The 17,045-nt window shown below is 67.9% G+C and carries 13 protein-coding genes; 6 read left to right on the top strand and 7 right to left on the bottom strand.

Translation table 11 applies throughout. From position 1 onward, the window contains the following. The first annotated feature begins 7 nt into the window (after positions 1 to 7). Together sigK and MYK68_RS13550 are read left to right on the top strand one after the other, a co-directional pair. On the top strand, positions 8 to 577 hold the full coding sequence (gene sigK, locus MYK68_RS13555) for an ECF RNA polymerase sigma factor SigK (protein WP_247864206.1): 570 nt from the start codon (positions 8 to 10) through the stop codon (positions 575 to 577). Then, entirely contained in the window at positions 570 to 1,352 is a 783-nt protein-coding gene (locus MYK68_RS13550) for an anti-sigma factor (RefSeq protein WP_247864205.1), read from the top strand. The genes sigK and MYK68_RS13550 overlap by 8 nt, the downstream gene beginning before the upstream one ends. Before the next feature lie 14 nt (positions 1,353 to 1,366). Here the strand turns inward: MYK68_RS13550 and MYK68_RS13545 are convergent, their stop codons facing one another. Next, entirely contained in the window at positions 1,367 to 1,885 is a 519-nt protein-coding gene (locus tag MYK68_RS13545; RefSeq protein ID WP_247864204.1) for a TrmH family RNA methyltransferase, read from the bottom strand. A 279-nt stretch (positions 1,886 to 2,164) separates the two neighbouring features. On the opposite strand from MYK68_RS13545, the gene MYK68_RS13540 reads away from it, so the two are divergent. Together MYK68_RS13540 and MYK68_RS13535 are read left to right on the top strand one after the other, a co-directional pair. Next, positions 2,165 to 2,689 (top strand): cold-shock protein, encoded by a 525-nt coding sequence (locus MYK68_RS13540; protein ID WP_247868057.1) that lies wholly within the window; start codon positions 2,165 to 2,167, stop codon positions 2,687 to 2,689. Positions 2,690 to 2,905: 216 nt separating this feature from the next. Beyond that, positions 2,906 to 4,198, top strand: coding sequence for a deoxyguanosinetriphosphate triphosphohydrolase (locus tag MYK68_RS13535; protein WP_283255221.1), 1,293 nt, complete (start codon positions 2,906 to 2,908; stop codon positions 4,196 to 4,198). Positions 4,199 to 4,368: 170 nt separating this feature from the next. On the opposite strand, the gene MYK68_RS13530 is transcribed toward MYK68_RS13535, so the two are convergent. Next, a complete protein-coding gene (locus MYK68_RS13530) occupies positions 4,369 to 5,217 on the bottom strand; it encodes a response regulator (RefSeq protein WP_247864203.1) in 849 nt (282 codons plus the stop codon). A gap of 691 nt (positions 5,218 to 5,908) precedes the next feature. Here MYK68_RS13530 and MYK68_RS13525 point away from each other — a divergent pair. After that, positions 5,909 to 6,109, top strand: coding sequence for a hypothetical protein (locus MYK68_RS13525; protein ID WP_247864202.1), 201 nt, complete (start codon positions 5,909 to 5,911; stop codon positions 6,107 to 6,109). A gap of 20 nt (positions 6,110 to 6,129) precedes the next feature. Here the strand turns inward: MYK68_RS13525 and MYK68_RS13520 are convergent, their stop codons facing one another. Genes MYK68_RS13520 through MYK68_RS13510 form a run of 3 tightly spaced genes read right to left on the bottom strand, consistent with a single transcriptional unit; the run spans position 6,130 to position 9,425 of the window. Continuing rightward, on the bottom strand, positions 6,130 to 7,512 hold the full coding sequence (locus MYK68_RS13520; RefSeq protein ID WP_247864201.1) for an alpha-hydroxy acid oxidase: 1,383 nt from the start codon (positions 7,510 to 7,512) through the stop codon (positions 6,130 to 6,132). 42 nt (positions 7,513 to 7,554) lie between these two features. Beyond that, positions 7,555 to 8,991 (bottom strand): MFS transporter, encoded by a 1,437-nt coding sequence (locus MYK68_RS13515; RefSeq protein ID WP_247864200.1) that lies wholly within the window; start codon positions 8,989 to 8,991, stop codon positions 7,555 to 7,557. Further along, positions 8,991 to 9,425, bottom strand: coding sequence for a MarR family winged helix-turn-helix transcriptional regulator (locus tag MYK68_RS13510; RefSeq protein WP_247864199.1), 435 nt, complete (start codon positions 9,423 to 9,425; stop codon positions 8,991 to 8,993). The genes MYK68_RS13515 and MYK68_RS13510 overlap by 1 nt, the downstream gene beginning before the upstream one ends. A 52-nt stretch (positions 9,426 to 9,477) precedes the next feature. Between MYK68_RS13510 and MYK68_RS13505 the strand changes: the two genes are divergently transcribed. Then, complete coding sequence (locus MYK68_RS13505) at positions 9,478 to 10,032, top strand: cysteine hydrolase family protein (RefSeq protein ID WP_247864198.1); 555 nt, start codon at positions 9,478 to 9,480, stop codon at positions 10,030 to 10,032. Positions 10,033 to 10,035: 3 nt separating this feature from the next. Here MYK68_RS13505 and MYK68_RS13500 read toward each other — a convergent pair whose 3' ends face one another. Further along, positions 10,036 to 10,674: a hypothetical protein gene (locus MYK68_RS13500; protein WP_247864197.1), complete on the bottom strand. Its 639-nt coding sequence runs from the start codon at positions 10,672 to 10,674 to the stop codon at positions 10,036 to 10,038. Positions 10,675 to 10,819: 145 nt separating this feature from the next. Continuing rightward, on the bottom strand, positions 10,820 to 16,837 hold the full coding sequence (gene proA / locus MYK68_RS13495; protein ID WP_247864196.1) for an anti-phage protein ProA: 6,018 nt from the start codon (positions 16,835 to 16,837) through the stop codon (positions 10,820 to 10,822). Between the last annotated feature and the right edge of the window lie 208 nt (positions 16,838 to 17,045).

Raw genomic sequence — 17,045 nt, 5'->3', positions numbered from 1 at the left:
TACCGTCGTGACTGTGACGACGTCGACGGGCTCAGTTCTTCCCGAACTGCTTGAGCGGGTCGCGAACGGTGACGCCGCAGCCTTCGGCACGTTCTACGACGAGACGAGCCCTCGCGTCTACGGACTGGTCCGTCGGGTCCTGCGCGATCCGGGCTACAGCGAAGAGGTGACACAAGAGGTCTACCTGCACGTCTGGCGGTCCGCCGAATCCTACGACCCGCAGGCGGGCTCGCCGCTCGCCTGGTTGCTGACCATCGCGCATCGCCGGGCGGTGGATCGGGTCCGCAGCGAGACGGCGGCGACCGACCGGAACGTCCGGTACGCGGTGACCGCGGCCGAGCGCGAGTTCGATCAGGTCGCCGAGTCGGCGGCGAGCCGCGAGACCGCCGAACGGGTTCTGGGCTGTCTCGGTTCGCTGACCGATACCCAGCGCCAGTCGGTCGATCTGGCCTACTACCAGGGCTTGACCTACCGCCAGGTGGCCGAGCGGCTGTCGGTCGCCCTGCCCACCGTGAAGTCCCGTATCCGAGACGGACTCAGCCGCCTCCGAAAGTGTTTGGGGGACAGCGATGTCTGACGAAGAGCTCATGGAGTTCGCGGCATTGGCCGGTCTGGACGCGCTCGACGCCGCCGAACTCGCCGACATCGAGACCGAGCTGAGCCGGGCGACCCCGGAGGTCCAGGCCGCCTACGCCGCGGAACTGCGGGCCACGCGGGAGCTGATGGCGACGGTCAGCGCGGCGGACGCGACCCCGCCACCGGCACGGCTCCGCGACGCCGTGCTCGCCGCCGCGACCGGCGATGCCGCCGACCGGGCTGCGCAGCAGCGATCCTCCGGCGCCACGGCCGATTCCGGACCGGCTCGGCTGCCGGCCTCGGTGGCGCCGCTTCGGGATCGGCGGCACCGGACGCTCGGCTACTTGGCCGTGGCGGCCGCCGTCGCGGTGCTGGCCGGTGTCGTGGGCTGGCTGCTCGGTGCCGGATCGGACCGGAAGGAACCGGCTCAGCCGATCGCCGAGCAGGTGTTCTCGGCCAAGGACGTCGCCTCGCGGTCGGCGGCCGTGGCGACCGGTCGCGCCACCGTCACCTACTCCGATTCCGCGGATGCCGCGGTGCTGGTGATGAACGACGTGCCGCCGCCGCAACCCGGAACGGTGTACCAGATGTGGCTCGAAGGGGCCGACGGGTCGATGCGCCCGGTGGGCACCATGTCCCCGGCGGACGTCGCGCCGTCGACGACGGCGGTGATTCCCGGGGTCCGCGACGCCACGAACCTCGCGTTCACGGTCGAGCCGCCCGGCGGCTCGAATCAGCCGACGGGCGCCGTCGTGGCGCGGGTACCGCTCAGCTGAGCACTGTTCGTCCTTCACGAGAGCCCGGCCAGCCGATACGCGACGAGGCTTCCCGCGACGGCGACGTTCAGGCTTGCGCCGTAGCCGACCATCGGGATCTCGATGCACTCGTCGACGCCGGCGAGCACGTCGTCGGGAATCCCGTTGTGCTCGTGGCCGAGGAGCAGCACCGAAGGTCCGCTCGCGGGAGTGAGCCGGGGCAGAGGCGTCGCACCCTCGGCCAGTTCGACGGCGACGATCCGCTTCCCGGCGTCGCGCCGAGTGTCGATCCAGCGGGTCTTGCCTGTCGCCACCCAGTGGATGCACGGCCGGCGACGACGCAGGGTGTCGCCGACGGCCAGGGCGTTGCGGTAGTGCGGCGAGCGGGGGACGGCCAGGCAGGCGCCGACCGCGTCGCAGGTGCGGAGGAGGGTACCGAGATTGGCGTCGTACGCGACCCACAGCGGGGCGATCACGAGGTGATCCCAGCAGCCGTGGCGGCCGTCGCGCCGGTTCGCGCGCAGTTGCCTGCGGGTGATCTTCGCGCCGCTCACCGGCGCGTGATGTGGGCTCCAGAATTCTGCAAGTGAATGACGCCTTTCAGCGGCGGCGCCGGTCCATCGTCGTAGGAACGAACCGGGACGATACACGCGGTGCCGTGCCGGCGACAGGGGCGTGCCCTCGGAAGGCCCGGTCGCATGTCCGGCGGAAGGCGCGCACGGTGGCGGTTGAATCACCTACAACCAGGACAGATAGGGCATAGTGAGGATCAGCGTTTTCGCCGCACGGGCAAGGGGCCTGGGTAGGTCGGCGGCGCGGAGAGTGAGTTTGTGGTGAGTGTCAGCGGCAAGGTCGTGCATTACGACCCGAATCGTGGGTTCGGTTTCCTTTCGCCCGAGGGCGGGGGCGACGACGTCTTCCTGCACATCAACGACATCCAAGGCATCGACGAGAACCAGTTGCGCCCGGGCGCCAAGGTCGAGTTCGACGTCGAGGACACCGATCGCGGTTCCAAGGCCACTAATGTGAAGGTGACCGAGGAGGCCCCCGCAGGCGAGTCGCCTGCGGCCGAGCGTGCGCAGCGCCGCGAGGAGAATCGGGGCGGCTTCGACCGTCGCGACGACCGCCGGGGTGGTCGTGATGATCGACGCGGCGGCTTCGAGCGCCGGGACGATCGTCGGGGTGGTCGTGACGACCGCGAGCGCGGTCCGCGTCGTTCCCCGCACGCCGGGACCCCGCTGTTCAACGAGTTCACCGAGCTGTTGATCGACGCCTCCCCGGACATCACCGCGCGCCAGATCACCTCGATCCGCAACAAGCTGATGGACCTCGCCGCCTCCCGCGGCTGGAACAGCTAGTCCCGTCGGCCGGGCTGTCCCGCCCGCTGAGCTTGTCGAAGCCCAAGGTCACTCGTTCCCGCGCGGGAACGGGTGACCGCTTCTTCAAGCTTGTCGAGACGGGCCACGTCGGTCGAGCGAAGTCGAGACCCAAGTAGCCCGTTGAGCCGATCGAGGCGCTAGCCGAGATCGTGTCGAAACGTCGCCCCACCCACGAGAACGACCCCAAGAGACCCAGTGCCCAACCCCACGACCCACCCGACGGTCGCCACCTACGACGCGCACGACCTGGAACGACGCGTCCCGGAAACCCCCAAACAGGTCGAGACGACCGACCCCGCGACCGATCTGCGCAGCCCCTTCGCCCGTGACCGGGCACGGGTGTTGCACAGTGCTGCTCTGCGACGCCTGGCCGACAAGACGCAGGTCGTCGGCCCCCGCGAGGGCGACACTCCGCGGACGCGCTTGACGCACTCTCTGGAGGTGGGCCAGATCGGCCGCGGGATCGCCGAGGGTCTCGGCTGCGATCCCGACCTGGTCGAGTTGGCCGGCCTCGCGCATGACATCGGCCACCCGCCCTACGGCCACAACGGTGAGCGCGCGCTCGAAGAGATCATGCACGACCACGGCGGCTTCGAAGGCAACGCCCAGAATCTGCGCATCCTGACGTCGCTGGAACCGAAGATCCTCGGTCCCGACGGCGAGAGTGCGGGCCTGAACCTGACGCGCGCGTCGCTCGACGCGACCCTGAAGTACCCGTGGAGCCGCAAGGCTCCGGGTACCAAGTACGGGGCGTACGTGGAGGACGAGCCGGCGCTCGATTGGGTCCGCGAGGGTGCACCCGCCGGCCGCCGCTGCCTCGAGGCTCAGGTGATGGACTGGTCCGACGACGTCGCCTACTCCGTGCACGACCTCGAAGACGGCGTGGCGAGCGGCCGAATCGACCTGCGCCAGCTGGGTTCCCGCGACGACCAGACCGAACTGGCCGAACTCGCCGTGCGGTACTTCGACGGCCTGGACGCCGACGCGATGGTCGACGCCGCACAGCGCATGTCGGAGATGGAGATATTCCAGGCGGTGGGGAAGTACGACGGCTCGCTGTCGTCGCAGGTGGCACTGAAGCGGCTGACCTCGGAGCTGATCGGGCGTTTCGCTTCTGCTGCCGTGACGGCGACACGAGCTGCGGAGGGCGCCCGCCCGCTGCGCAGGTACGACGCCGACCTGTCCGTCCCGCCCGAGATCGCCTCCGAGGTCGCGATGCTGAAGACCGTGGCACTGCGGTTCATCTTCTCGGACAAGAAGCACCTGGCGAAGCAGGCACGTCAGCGTGACCGGATCCATCGGGTGTCGACACTGCTGCTGAACACGGCGCCCGGTGATCTAGACCCACTGTTGGTTCCGCATTGGGAGTCGGCGACGGACGACGATCAGCGGCTACGCGTAGTAGTGGACCAGATCGCATCCATGACCGAAGGACGCCTGGAGCGCCTGGACAAGAGTAGCGCCGAGGTGCAGGCGCACCTCGGCTGATGCGACAGCGTGAACGCGTCGGAGGGGAGCCCGGAACGGCGGCGTCGAGGCGTTCTGTGGTGGAGAAGGTCAGCGGACGCCCGCTGACGGCGTCGCTCGGACCATCTGTCGCCTCGTCGGAAGTTGGACGAGTATGCCCCCGTTTCGGGGCGGTCTGGTCAGGTGGTGGCCTATGACCCGATCGCTAACTTCGTCAGTGCCTTCACAATGCCGCTGAAGTGTGATGTCACCGCGGCCGCTCCGGCCGCGACCAGTTCGGAATTGTGTGCCTTGATCGTCTTTTCGCTGGTGTAGACGATGACGGGAATATTTGCGGTAGCGGGGCTGCCTTTGATGAGCTCGAGCAGTCGCTGGCCGGCTGCGATGGGGACGCCGACCTCATTATCTCGTTTGTAGTCCGTGATCACTATATCGATTCTTCCGGAACGGATGATGCGGTCGGCCTCATCATTGTTGGTGGCGATCTGAAAGTCATAGTCGGTACCGAGACTTTCGCGTTCGAACTCGTTATTGGCTGGGTGGTCATCGACCCAAAGGATCGTCGGCCGTCCGGCCTGACTGCCATCGGGCGAGTCGCCGACGGCGTGAGACTCTGACTCGACTTCATCTTTGATCTGATCGAATATCCGTCGGATCGCGATCTGCTGGAGTTTGAGGACCTCGGGAATACTCTGCAGGTCGGTGAAGGTCTCGGTGTGCATCTCGGCCCTCGCCCCACCGAGCTCGATCGCTTTGAGTTTCGGAACGAATGGAGCGAACAGAATGACCGCGAGAAGTGCGACGGTGGTGGTGTCGATCTTCGGAGTGTCGTGCTCGAAGAACGTGTGCACGACCAGGGCAACCACCGCGAGAACCCAGACGATTCCGACTCCTGTTCCGGTCAGCGCCGTGAGTCGTTGTGTTGTGTTGCTCCGGGACGAGGACGAGTTCGCCAACTCATCGATGGCCTGACTAGCTCGTTCGATCTGGGCAGAGATGGACTGGGGCTGTCCGTGCGCATCAACCGATCGACGCTCCATCTCGCGATCCTAGTACGCGAGTGAGCCCAAGGCGGCTCGGTCGGGAAATGGCAGTTTGCGCTGCCGAATACCGATCGCCCGGGGTTTCCAGAATCTCGGCATAGTGCCTGTCATTCTGGTCAGCCGTCAGATCCGACCTGCATCGCGTGATGTCTTGCTTCACGAGAAGTCCCACCGGCCCGACGATCGACAGGACCGGAGTACGGGCTGGTGGTCTTCGCGTGCAGGTTCGGCTGCACGGTAGGCGTCGATACTGGCCTGCTGGCGCCGGGGCACCCGGATGCATGGCGCTGAGGCCGGCGTTGACGTGCCCGAGTCCGGTGCCGGTGTGGCCGGCAGGGCGGAGAGCGGTGCTCGTGGCCTCCCGTGTTCGATGTCGGTTCCATCCGGAATATCCCAAATTCTTGTCAACGTGACCCGACCGCGCCAAGGTGGAAGGTGCCGACCGTACGAAACCCGGAAGGAACAGTTCCATGTCCCGTCGAATCCGTCACCGCCTGATCGCCGCACTCGCCGCGGCCGGCCTCGCGACCGCTGGCACCGCAGCTGCCACGTCGCCCGCTCATGCCGCGCCATCGGTGTCGATCACCTCGACATACCTTTGGCTGGCCGACCCGTTCCCGTTCGGCTCCGAGACCGTACACATCACCGTTGAGAAGCCCGGTGTACTTCGCTTGACCCTGAGCAAGATGTGCTCGTCGATCAACCCACCGTCTGTGCCGGCTTCTCCCTGCCGATGAATGTCGCCTGGCTCAACACGGCGACCGGCCAGTCCGGCTCGGTCGTCGTCCCCCAGAAGGGACTGCGCGTGACGACCGGCCGCGGCACGATCGCACTCGGCGCGATGTTCGGTGTTCCCGCCACCCCCGGCGCCGCGATCGTGAACGCCTGACGTCGATCGGCGGTCGGCGGTCAGGCGCGGGAACGCGGCACCATGCGTTCCAGTTGAGTCACATGATTCGGTCCCAACTCGTCGAGTGAGGCGACGCCGAGCAGTCGCATCGTGCGCTCGATCTGGCTGCGCAGGATCTCGATCGTCCGATCCACGCCTTCCTGGCCGCCGGCCATCAGGCCGTACAGGTACGCCCGGCCGATCAGCGTGAAGTCGGCGCCGAGGGCGATCGCGGCGACGATGTCGGCGCCGGACATGATCCCGGTGTCGAGGATGATCGCGGGGCGGTTCCCTTCGACTCGGGCTCCTTCGTCGCCCGGCTCAGGGAGCGTCGATCGGGCGCCTTGGCTGCCGGGCTCAGGGAGCGTTGTTCGGGTTCGGTTGTCGCCGGGCTCCGGGGACGTCGATCGGGTTCCGTCGCCCGGCGCAGGGAGCGTGCTGAATTCAGCCGCGACCTCGGGGAGCAAGTGAAACGGGATCGGGGCCCGATCCAGCTGGCGCCCACCATGATTCGACAGCACGATCCCGTCGACACCGAGCGCGGCGACGGCGCGGGCGTCGTCGAGCGTCTGAATCCCCTTCACGACCAGCTTCCCCGGCCACTGCTCCTTGATCCAGGTGAGGTCGTCGAAGGTGACGGTGGGATCGAACATGGTGTCCAGCAGGTCGGCGACCGTGCCCGACCAGCGGTCGAGCGACGCGAAGGCGAGGGGCTCGGTGGTGAGGAAGTCGAACCACCACGCGGGGCGGGGGAGTGCGTCGAGCACGGTGCGGGCGGTGAGGGCGGGCGGGATCGACATGCCGTTGCGCGTGTCGCGCAGGCGGGCGCCGGCGACGGGGACGTCGACCGTGACGAGGAGGGTGTCGTATCCGGCGGCCGCGGCGCGGTCGACCAAAGCCATCGACCGTTCGCGGTCCTTCCACATGTACAGCTGGAACCAGTGGCGGCCGGTCGGGGCGGCCTCGACTACGTCCTCGATCGACGCGGTACCCATCGTCGACAGGCTGAACGGGATACCGGCCGCGGCGGCGGACCGCGCGCCCGCGTATTCACCCTCGGACTGCATCATCCGGGTGAAGCCGGTCGGGGCGACCCCGAACGGTAGGGATGACCGCTCACCGAGAATCTCGCAGGAGGTGTCGACGGCAGATACGTCGCGCAGGATGGCGGGGTGGAACTCGATGTCGCGGAAGGCTTGTCGCGCCCGGGCGAGCGACAGTTCCTCCTCGGCCGCGCCGTCGGTGTAGTCGAAGGCGGCCGTCGGAGTGCGGCGCTTCGCGATCCGTCGCAGGTCCTCGATGGTGAGCGCGCGTTCCAGGCGTCGTCGCTTGGCGTTGAACTGCGGCTTGCGGAACTGCATGAGGGGAGCCAGATCGGCGGGTTTGGGAACGCGGCGGGCCATGATGCCAGTCTGGCACCGGTGACGATCCATCGGGGCCGAACGTCAGCGTGCGGCTTCTTCCTCGACCACGACGACGTCGTCCGGCGCCGTCCGACCGACCTCCCGCAGCGACCGGTCGGCGACGGTGATCACGAGGAACACCACCGAGATGCCGACGATCACCCAGCCGAGGACGTGCACGTCGTGCGTGGTGGCGCGCTCCCCGTAGACGCTTCCGTAGATCACCGACGCGGCGATCGCGCCGAGGTAGGCGAATGTCCGCAGCAAGCCCGCCGACGACGCGATGCGCGCCGGATCGGCCTGGAAGTACAGGGTGTTCTGGATCGCCAGGTTGTTGAGTCCCTGCGGCAGCCCGAGCACGACCATCGCGACGACGAGGAACCAGATCGGCGACGACCCGGTCATGAACAGCACCAGAATGCCGACGACCAGCTGTGCGCTCGAACCGGCCATCAGTTTCCACCAGACCTCGGGGCGCCGGCCGACGGCGACCGCGAAGACGATGCCGGACGCGAACACCGGCAGCAGAATCAGTCCGGCGTGCGCGGCGTTCAGGCCGCGGCCGTCCTCCAGCCACTGCGTGAAGCCGTAGATGAACAGGTACGAGATCACCGCGGTCAGAAACGCCCGGATGAAGGTCAGCAACAGGGGGCCGTTTCCGGCCAGCACCCGCAGATCGATGAACGGCTCGTCGTGGCGCAGTTCCCACCAGATCAGGACGCCGCCCGCCACCAGCCCGGCGGCGAGCAGCCAGAGCAGCGAGAGCGACGCGTTCTGCACGAAGATCAGCAGACAGATCATCGACGCCGCGAACGCCGCGATGCCGAACCAGTCGATTCGCGGGCGGTCGCCGGACGACGCCGTAGGACGCGCCCGGCGCGGAAAGAACAGCGCCCCGAGCGCCACGCTCGTCACCCCGAGCGGGACGTTCACCGCGAACGTCGCCCGCCAGCCCCACGTCTCGACCAGCAGTCCGCCGAGCGTCGGACCGATCACGGCGACCGTCTGGGTGGTCACCGACAGGGCGGTCAGCACCCCGGCCGGGGAGGCCATGCCGGTCCGCTGCGCCTCCGACCGGATCAGGTGCATCGCCGACGGATAGCCCGCGCAGGTGCCGAGTCCGAGGATGACGCGGGCCGCGACCAGCCACCAGATCCCGTCGTGCGTGCCCGGGGCGAGCAGACCGATCAGGCCGGCGAGTGCCACCAGAGATCCGCCGGTGAGAAAGATCGGGCGTACGCCGAAGACGTCGACCAGCCGTCCGGTCAGCGGCTGCCCGATCGCGGTCGCGAGGTACAGGCCGGAGACCAGCCACACGGTCTCGGACGCGGGTGCGCCGAGTGCGATACCGATCGGGGCGAGCGCGACCGCGATGATCGCGGTGTTGACCGGGTTGAGGGCGGCACCCAGCATCATGGGTGCCAATAGCCGCCGGTCGAAGCGGTCGGCCGGACGAGTCGCCGGGACGGGCGGCGGCATCAGGTGAGGATCCGGTCGAGGATCGCCGTCGCCCGGTGGATGATCGCCAATTCGTCAGGGGAGACGCCCGAGGCGAGAGTCTCCTCCAGCCGGGTCGCGGCGGCCTCGCGGTGACCCCGCAGGCGCGCCCATCCGGCGTCGGTGAGGCTGATGATCTGACGGCGCCCGTCCGACGGGTCCTGGCTGCGTGTCACCAGGCCGAGGCGTTCGAGGGCCTCGACGGTGGCCGCCATCGACTGCGGCCGGACCTTCTCGCCGGCCGCCAGCGCGCTCGCCGTCGCCATCCCGCCCTTGCCGAGGCGGGCCAGCGCCGACGCCTGCGACGGCGTGATCGAATCGTCGGTCGTTGCCTCCCGCAGGTGCCGCAGGAGTCGTGCGGTGACCGAACGGAGATCGATCGCGACCTGGGCGGGGCTCGGCTCGACGGTACTCATATCATCAGGATAAACTGAACAGGTAAGACTGTCTATTTCGATGGGAACCGTCATGACCAGTGCCCTTGTCCTCATGGACTTCCAGAACGCCATCGGTGGGCGGCCCGGTTTCGAGTCCGTGGTCGACGCTGCCGCCCGTGCTCTCGATGAGGCGCGCCGTCGTGGCCTGCCCGTCGTGTTCGTGCGGGTGGCGTTCCGGCCCGGCTATCCCGAGGTCGCCGCCGGCAATCTCGCGTTCTCGGGCTACGCGGCCCACGCGGGGGAGGGGATGTGGCTCGACAATCCGGCGACCCAGATCATCGACCGGTTCGCGCCCCGCGACGACGAGCCGGTGGTCGTGAAGAAGCGCTTCTCGGCGTTCACCGGGAGCGATCTGGAGGTGGTGCTGCGCGGCCTCGGAGTAGACGGTCTGGTGCTCGGAGGGGTGTCGACCAGCGGCGTCGTGCTGTCGACGGTGCGGCAGGCCGCTGATCTCGACTACCGGCTCACCGTGCTCTCCGACGCGTGCGGCGATGCCGATCCGGAGGTCCACCGGGTACTGACCGAGAAGGTGTTCCCGCGGCAGGCTGTCGTGACGAGCGTCGGCGAGTGGATCGCCGGCCTCTGAATTTCAGGGTTCGGTGTTCGCGGCGGTGACGGCGTCTTTGAGGGCAGTGAATCCACAGGCCTGAATCCCAGGGGTGGCCCGCAGCGTCGAGATCGCGATGGACTTGTGTTCGGGGAATCGTGCGTCCAGCGTCCGCGTCGCGGCGACGTAGAACTCCCACTGGCCGGTGTCGAGCGGATTCGCGGCGGTGCGGTCGTCGGCGATGAAGACACAGAAGACGTAGACGTCGGCTTGGCGCTTCCGTTCCGTGCTGTACTCGTTGGTCCGGGCGTTCCACGCCTGAGTTCTTCCGATACCGAAGGACATCGAGCCGGGCTTCGTCGGTCCCCACGATTGCAGTCTCGCCGTCGACTTCACTTCGATACTGGTCCCGTCGGCGGTCTTCAGGTCGTATTGATCCCACTCGAGACGGGTGTCATCCTCGCCGATACATCCGAGGGCCGTCCCGACGAGGAACTCGGCGAGAACTCCGCGGAGGGTGTTGCTCAACAGGTCGGACGACGACCAGGCCCAGAAGTCACGCAGGGTGGGACCGAGCGGCTGGTTCGCGGTGAGAATTCGCTCGTCTCCGGATCGGCGCGGTACCGCCGCGATCGGAGCACTCAGGGTCGCGGGCGGCACTCGGGACGGTGAAGGGTCCATCGGCCTGATGGTGTCACGATCTGATGAGGGATTCTGCATTTGTCGCCGACCATCGCCCCGGGCGGCGAGCGCCGCATGACTTTGGGCGCGCGGCCGGCCTCCGGAGAGCCTCACGCGCTGGGGCCGCTGGCCTATGCCGACACACTCATGCGGATCGATAGACTCCGCCGTCGAACCGGAGCCGGCCGGCCTCGACGGCGCGGCCGAGGCATGCGCGCGCACGGTCTCGGATGCCGTCCGTGAGTCGGTTGACGCCGAGTTGGCGAAGCGCGTTGCGCACCACCGGCTCGAACTCGCCGGGGTCCTGCGCTGCTGACCAGACGAGCGCATTGATGAACTCCTCCGGTGCGATCTCGTCGATCGGCCGCTTGGACTCGCCCGCCGGAGTGCGGAAGACGCGCCAGGTCTTCGGGTCGCGGGACGCGGGCCACACGAACGACCCCAGCGGATCCTTGTGGATCAGATTCGAGGGAACCAAACCGACGACGAAGGCTGTCCGTGGACCGGTCGCACGCTTCAGTCCGAAGCGCCGCACCACGCGCGAGCAGAGCGCGTCGAGCTCGATCGGACCTTCGATGTCGATGGTTTGCTGCAGCGCCGTCCGGATGGTGGCTTGCAGGGTCCCCGAGCCGGTTCCATCGAGTTCTTCTCGGGTGCCCAGCGGGGTGTCGGGCAGCGACTCGTAGGGAACGGCATGAGGAGACTCGGCCGGGGTCTGCGCATCGCGAATCTCCAACGGCGGGAGGGATTCCGCGGTCACCGAGGCGACCTTCAGCGACTGCGGTTCGATATCGACGTTCGCTGCTGGGCCGGAACCCGGCAACGCGCCGGCATGAACGACGGAGACGCCGCCAATGTTCTCCCGGTCGAGAGGGGCACCACCCGACTGGTCCCCGACCCTCGCCGGTTCGGGCGGCTGCGGGGCCGGGATTTCCACCGGATCCGCCGAGGTGGCCGCCGCGGATGCGGCCGCGGCCTCGCGGTCGAGTCGCTCGGCCTCGGCGGTGTCGACGGCACCGCGGACTCGATCGACCACTCCGGCCGGGTCTTTCAGCCACTCCGGTAGCCACACTCGCACCACTGAGTCCCAGGACATCAGCGTTTCCAGCAGCCCGGGCATCACATCTCGATCGGTGACGGTCTCGCGATCGCGCCAGCGCGGGCCATCGAGCATGATGGCGACCTGCCATTCGGGCGAACCGGGTGCCTTCACCGCGATGTCGACGACGAACTCGGACATACCGTAGTTCGGCTGAACATCGAGGCCGGCCTTCCTCAGGGCACCGGTGAGGTCGATCTCGAGTGCGCTCTGCGGGCGGTCGGTGCGGACGGAGGTGCCGGCGGTCTGTGCGATCGCGGCTTCCATGTACCCGCGCAGGTGGGCGAGGCCGACCGACGAGGTGCGGCCGAGATCGATGTCGGCCGGATCGAACGAGGAGAACATCACCACCTTCCGCCGTGCGCGGGTGATGGCGACGTTGAGGCGTTTCTCGCCGCCGGCGCGACTGAGCGGACCGAAGTTCAGTGGCAGCTGGTCTTTGCCCGCGGGCTTGGCGAATGCGGTCGAGAAAAGGATCACGTCGCGCTCGTCACCCTGCACGTTCTCCAGGTTCTTGACGAAGAGTCCGTCGACGGTGTCGGGGGCGAGGAGCCGGCCGATCACCGGATTCTTGCTGCCCTCCAGCAGATTCAGGATCAGATCCTGCTGCTGCCTGTTGAAGGTGACCACGCCGATACTCTGCTGCGGCGTCTCGGCGGCGACCAGCCGTTCGATCTCGGTGACGATCGCTTCTGCCTCCACGCGGTTGGTCCGGAATTCGGTCTTCTTGTCCTCGCGGTTGAAGTGCCCATTTACCCGCCGGAACTCGACGCCGGCGTCCTCGCGGCGCCCCGGACTCGGCAGGCTGGCGAGCTTGGCGTCGTAGTACTTCTCGTTGGAGAAGGCGATCAGCGACTCGTCCTGGCTGCGGTAGTGCCAGTTCAGTTGCAGCCGTTCGATGCCCGATTCGACGGCTTCGGTGAGGATGCTGTCGAGATCCTCGGGTGCGGTGTCGGCGTCATCGTCGTCATCGGCGGACCCATCGGCACTGCTCACCATGCCGATCGAGGTGGGCGGCATCTGCTTGGAATCGCCGACGATGACCGCTGAGCGTGCGCGACCGAGTGCACCCACCGCCTGCGCCACCGTCACCTGTGAGGCCTCATCGAAGACGACCACGTCGAACTCGATGGATCCCGGAGCGACATACTGTGCGAGGGACGACGGGCTCACCAGGAAGCACGGTGCGGCCGACAGGATCTCGGGTCCGAATTCGCGTACCAGATTCCGCACCGACATCGCGTTCCGCTTGCCGTCGAGGGCGCGGCGCAGTGTGCCGAACTTGCCGGTCAGTCTCGACGGGTCGAACGGACGGCGCTCGGCGAGCCTGGCCGAGAGTGCGCCGGCCAGCAGATCGCGCATGTCGTGCGACGCGGCGACGAAGTCGGCGACGTGGCCGTTCTGGACGGTCGGGGCGAAGTCGGTCAGCCCGCCGGAATCGAGGCGCTCGGCGATCGACGTGTGCGCGATCCCGGCGTCGAACCGGAGCGGGGCATCGGCGTATGGGGCGGCGCCGGTGAGCAGCGCGTCGGCCAGCGCGCCGAGCCCGGCGGCTCGGAGCGGCATCAGCTGCTGCTGCAACCGGGTCCGGCGGCAGGGGATCGACGCCCCAGACTGCTGGACGTCGGCGACCCACACCGGCTGCGATTCGCGCCAGGCGGCGAGCCATGCCCGGCCTGCGCGCCATCGTTGCTGTGCGGCGTCGGTGCAGCCGAGGACCCGGGCCCAGTCGGTCCACGCTGCCGCTGTCTGGCGCAGCGTTTCGCCGGTGGTCGGCGCCGGGCGACCGGCGTCGTTGACCGCGGTCCAGACCTCGGCGTGGTCGCTGCTGAACTCGAAGACTATGCGCAAGCGGGACAGCATCGCCTGCAATTGGTGGTCGGCGGCCGGATCGGCCGGATCCCAGGTCGTGGGCAGGGAGCGTCCGTATACCGAGCGGAAGATCGTCTGCACCTCGGTGCGCTCGGCGCGAACTGATGGGACATAGGTCAGCAGGTGCTGGGCGTGCGCGAGTGGGAGGTCGACGCCCGGGTGCAGGGTGGCGCGCAGCGCGACAACCGCTTCCTCCTGCCTCTTCTTCTTGCGGAGCACACCGGACGAGGCGTCCGCGATGAGCTGGATCAGTGCCCCATGATCGCCGCGGTCGAGGAAGGTGGTGTGGAAGTAACGAGTGAGTTCGGCGGAACTCGACCGGAAAGTGCGGAACCGGGTCCAGGCGGCGTCTCGGCGGTTCCGCCACTCCTGCGTGCTCAGTTCGGCCAGGTCAGCGGGCGTCAACGGATCGCCGGGCCCCTGGCGGTTCAGCCACTCGCCGGCGATGGCCAGCTTCGCCGGATCGTCGAGGGTGGAGGCGATGCGCAGGGCGCAGTCGTCCCCGGTGACCTGGTCGAACGCCGACTGAAGGCGGTGGAGGGAGCCGGGCAGCGCCTGGTCGTCGATCGAGACGGCGAGCGTCCAGGGGCTGTCGGTGACCAAGTCGCTCGGCAAGGCGGTCCGGGAGAACTCGCTGAGGGCGTCGCGGACGGAGCTCAATTCGGCGTCGGTGCAGGTGCGGACGAATGCGCTGGGGAGCGAGTAGTACGGCACGTCCGGCGACGCGGCGACGAAATCGGCGGCCTCCCAGAGTGAGTCACCGGTGTTGTTCGGCGCGTGAACGGCAGACGGGTAGTCGGCCAGCCGGCGATGCCTCGACTTCCACAGCGCGACGCTCGTATCCCAGCGGCGCTGGTTGTGTTCGCCGCGGAATTCGAGCGAGTCCTTGAGCTGCTGCCGGATATTCGCGGACTTCTGCGCCGTGCCATGGAGGTCGAGCGTGAACGGCGCGAGTCCAACGGCGTCGAGCCGCCGCCGGACCACGTCGAGCGCGGCCTGCTTCTCGGCGACGAACAGCACCGTCCGCCCCGCTGCGAGATTGCGTGCGATGAGGTTGGTGATGGTCTGGGACTTGCCGGTGCCCGGCGGGCCTTCGAGGACGAACGTGCGTCCCTGGGCGGAGGCCTCGATCGCCTTCAGCTGCGAGCCGTCGTACGGCACCGGCAGGGGATGACCGGTCTCGTCGATGTCGATCGCCCCGAGGGGGAGGTCGCTGGTCGCTCCCGGATCGACGAAGGTGGAGCCCGCCTGATACACCAGGTGGTGGACCAGGGGACTGGCGGCGAGCTGATCCCAGTGCAGCTGGAGGTCCTGCCACAGGCCGAGGGTTCCGAACTTGCAGATCGCGATCGTCGCGGTCTCGTCGATCCGGAAGTCGAGGTCGTTGTCGATCAGTCCCTGCCGGATCTGGCTCAGCGCGGCCCGGATGTCGATGCCGCTGTCGTCGGTGGGAGGTGACGACAGCGCCGGAATCGCCACGTTGTGCACCACCCGGAGCCATTCGATCAGGCAGTGGTTCGGCGCGGCGATTCCGGTCGTGTCGACCAGGACCTCGAACCGGCTGTTCCCGGTGCCCCCGACCACTCGAACCGGAAGCACGAACAGCGGCGCGGGTGCTTCCTTGCCGGACGCCGTGTGATGGATGAGCGAGCCGAAGGTCATGTAGAGATTGGTGCTGCCGGTCTCTTCGAGCAGTGTGCGTGCGGTGCGTTGCAGGTATTTGAAGGTGCTCGTGTACCGCTCGCTACTGACTGCGCTGAAGAGTTCGCGGCGGCCGGTCAGCAGTGAACGCACCTCTGCCGGGTCGAGATCGTGGGCTGATCTCACGCCGGAGAGGACCTGAACCCCGGAGAAGTCGTCGCCCGGCCGGAGGGTGATCTTCTTTCCCGCATGCACCAGGTCATCGAGAATGGGCAGTCCCTCGGGCGGGATCATCAGCGGAATCACCTCGCGTGACGGCCGCAGATTGAGCAGGCGGTTCCTGGTGCTCAGATCGAGCAGGGCGCTCTTCCATCGCTTGACACGCACCGGGGCGCGGTCGGTGGTGTCGAGTACCTGATCGGTATCACGGATCTCGGTGAGCGTTCCGGGCAGGCTCAGGTCTGCCGCCGCCGGCTTCCGGCGCGGCGCATCGGTGATGGACGAGTCGAGCTGCCCGGAACGCGGAAGTGGCTTCACGCCGGCGCGACGGGCCGCGGCGACGTCGAGCACGAACCACAGCCGTCCCGGATCTCCGAGGTAGCGCCGGGCGAATTCTGTGGCTTCGCGGAATGTCGGCGCCTCGGCGCCGCCGTAGAACGCGGCTTCGAGGATCACCGCACGGCCGGACTCCGCGAGGTTGAGCATCTTGTTCGGTTCTAGTACCAGTGGAGCGGCGAGGGTGGCCGCCTCGCGCAAGAATCCGACGAAGGCGTGCCCTCGGATCACCCAGAGCAGTGGGTACAGCCCCGATTGTTCGAGACAGGCGGCATATGTGGCGGACAGGTCCAGGCAGGTTCCCATCCGGTCGTCTATCACCTGCGCCGGTGTCCGCACTTTCTGTCCCGACTGCTCGAACGACGCGGGCGGATTGATGTAACGGATATCCCGTGCCGCCAGCGCTGCGTAGATCGCGGCCGCGATGAGGCCCGCGCGTTTCGGGCCCGACTGATAGCCCTGCAGGGAACTGTCGCCGGTTTGCGCGGCGAGAATGGCGGCCGCATCGCTGAGCACCGCGGTGACCGCCGGGGAGTTCGGCTCGACGAATGACGCGAGCGACTCGAAGCAGAAGGGCGCCGCGAACCATTCGCTCGCGGCGAGGACGGTGAGCGGGGCAGCGATCTGGAGCACTTCCGCGTCGTCGTGTTGCACGCTGACGCGCAGCGTCGCGTCGTACGCCTCCCGGAGAGAATCGAGATGCGCCCGGGCGGGAACCAACTCCCTGATCAGTTCATGCCCGAGCGTGGCCCCGGGCGGAACGGCCGGCAGGACCGCGGACCATTCGGGTGTGTCGTCGCCGAGAAGGCCGTCGATGTGCGCCACCACCCGAAGGCCGGACAGCGGCTCGCCACCGGTATTAGTGACGGCGATCTGCTGAATGACGGGGACGCCGTTGTGCACGAGGGCGAGATTGACGATCGGGTGCGCGGTGACGGACAGCGTGATGCCGGGTGCTTCCTGTTCGTGGACCGCGATCAGCATCTTATCTGGCATGGCGTGCCTTTCCCCTCGGCGCGAGCGGCGATCGATGTCCGCTCACGGTCCTGCGTGATGATGGTAGAGGCAGGTCCGGACAATCGAGACGGCAGTCACTTCGCGGAGGAGTCCGGGCGTCGGCCATACGTGCTGCCTTCGCACGCGTGGCGGGGTGTCGCGCCGCCGGGTCATCCGAGAATTCCATTGGCGCCGCCGACAGTGTGGG

The sequence above is a fragment of the Gordonia sp. PP30 genome (assembly GCF_023100845.1).
Lineage (GTDB): Bacteria > Actinomycetota > Actinomycetes > Mycobacteriales > Mycobacteriaceae > Gordonia.
Note: the sequence above shows the minus strand (reverse complement) of the source record. Positions and strands in the feature narration are given on the sequence as shown.